Origin of the sequence: Trabulsiella guamensis ATCC 49490, assembly GCF_000734965.1 — a bacterium.
Lineage (GTDB): Bacteria > Pseudomonadota > Gammaproteobacteria > Enterobacterales > Enterobacteriaceae > Trabulsiella > Trabulsiella guamensis.
Window position 1 is genome coordinate 1 of record NZ_JMTB01000276.1, and the last position, 205, is coordinate 205.

At 57.6% G+C, this 205-nt stretch carries 1 protein-coding gene; it reads right to left on the bottom strand.

Going from position 1 to position 205, the window contains the following annotated elements; translation table 11 throughout:
• Nucleotides 1-205, bottom strand: a 205-nt coding sequence (locus tag GTGU_RS23885) for a transposase domain-containing protein (protein ID WP_038164170.1), incomplete at both ends; no start/stop codon positions are given.

Consider the following 205-nt stretch of genomic DNA (forward strand, 5'->3'; position numbering starts at 1 on the left):
CTCGCCAGTGGGTTTCACGCGCACCGCTTCGGCGGGCAGCATTAACTGGCGTAATTGCTCCTCGACTATGCGGGTGATAGCGGACTGGCTGTAGCTGCGCTCAAATGCCTGATCAAACGACAGTTCACCCCGGCACATCTCGGTATCGCGCCCGGTCTTCGCATTGAACATGGCGACGCCTTCGCTGATGGTTTCTAGGAATGTA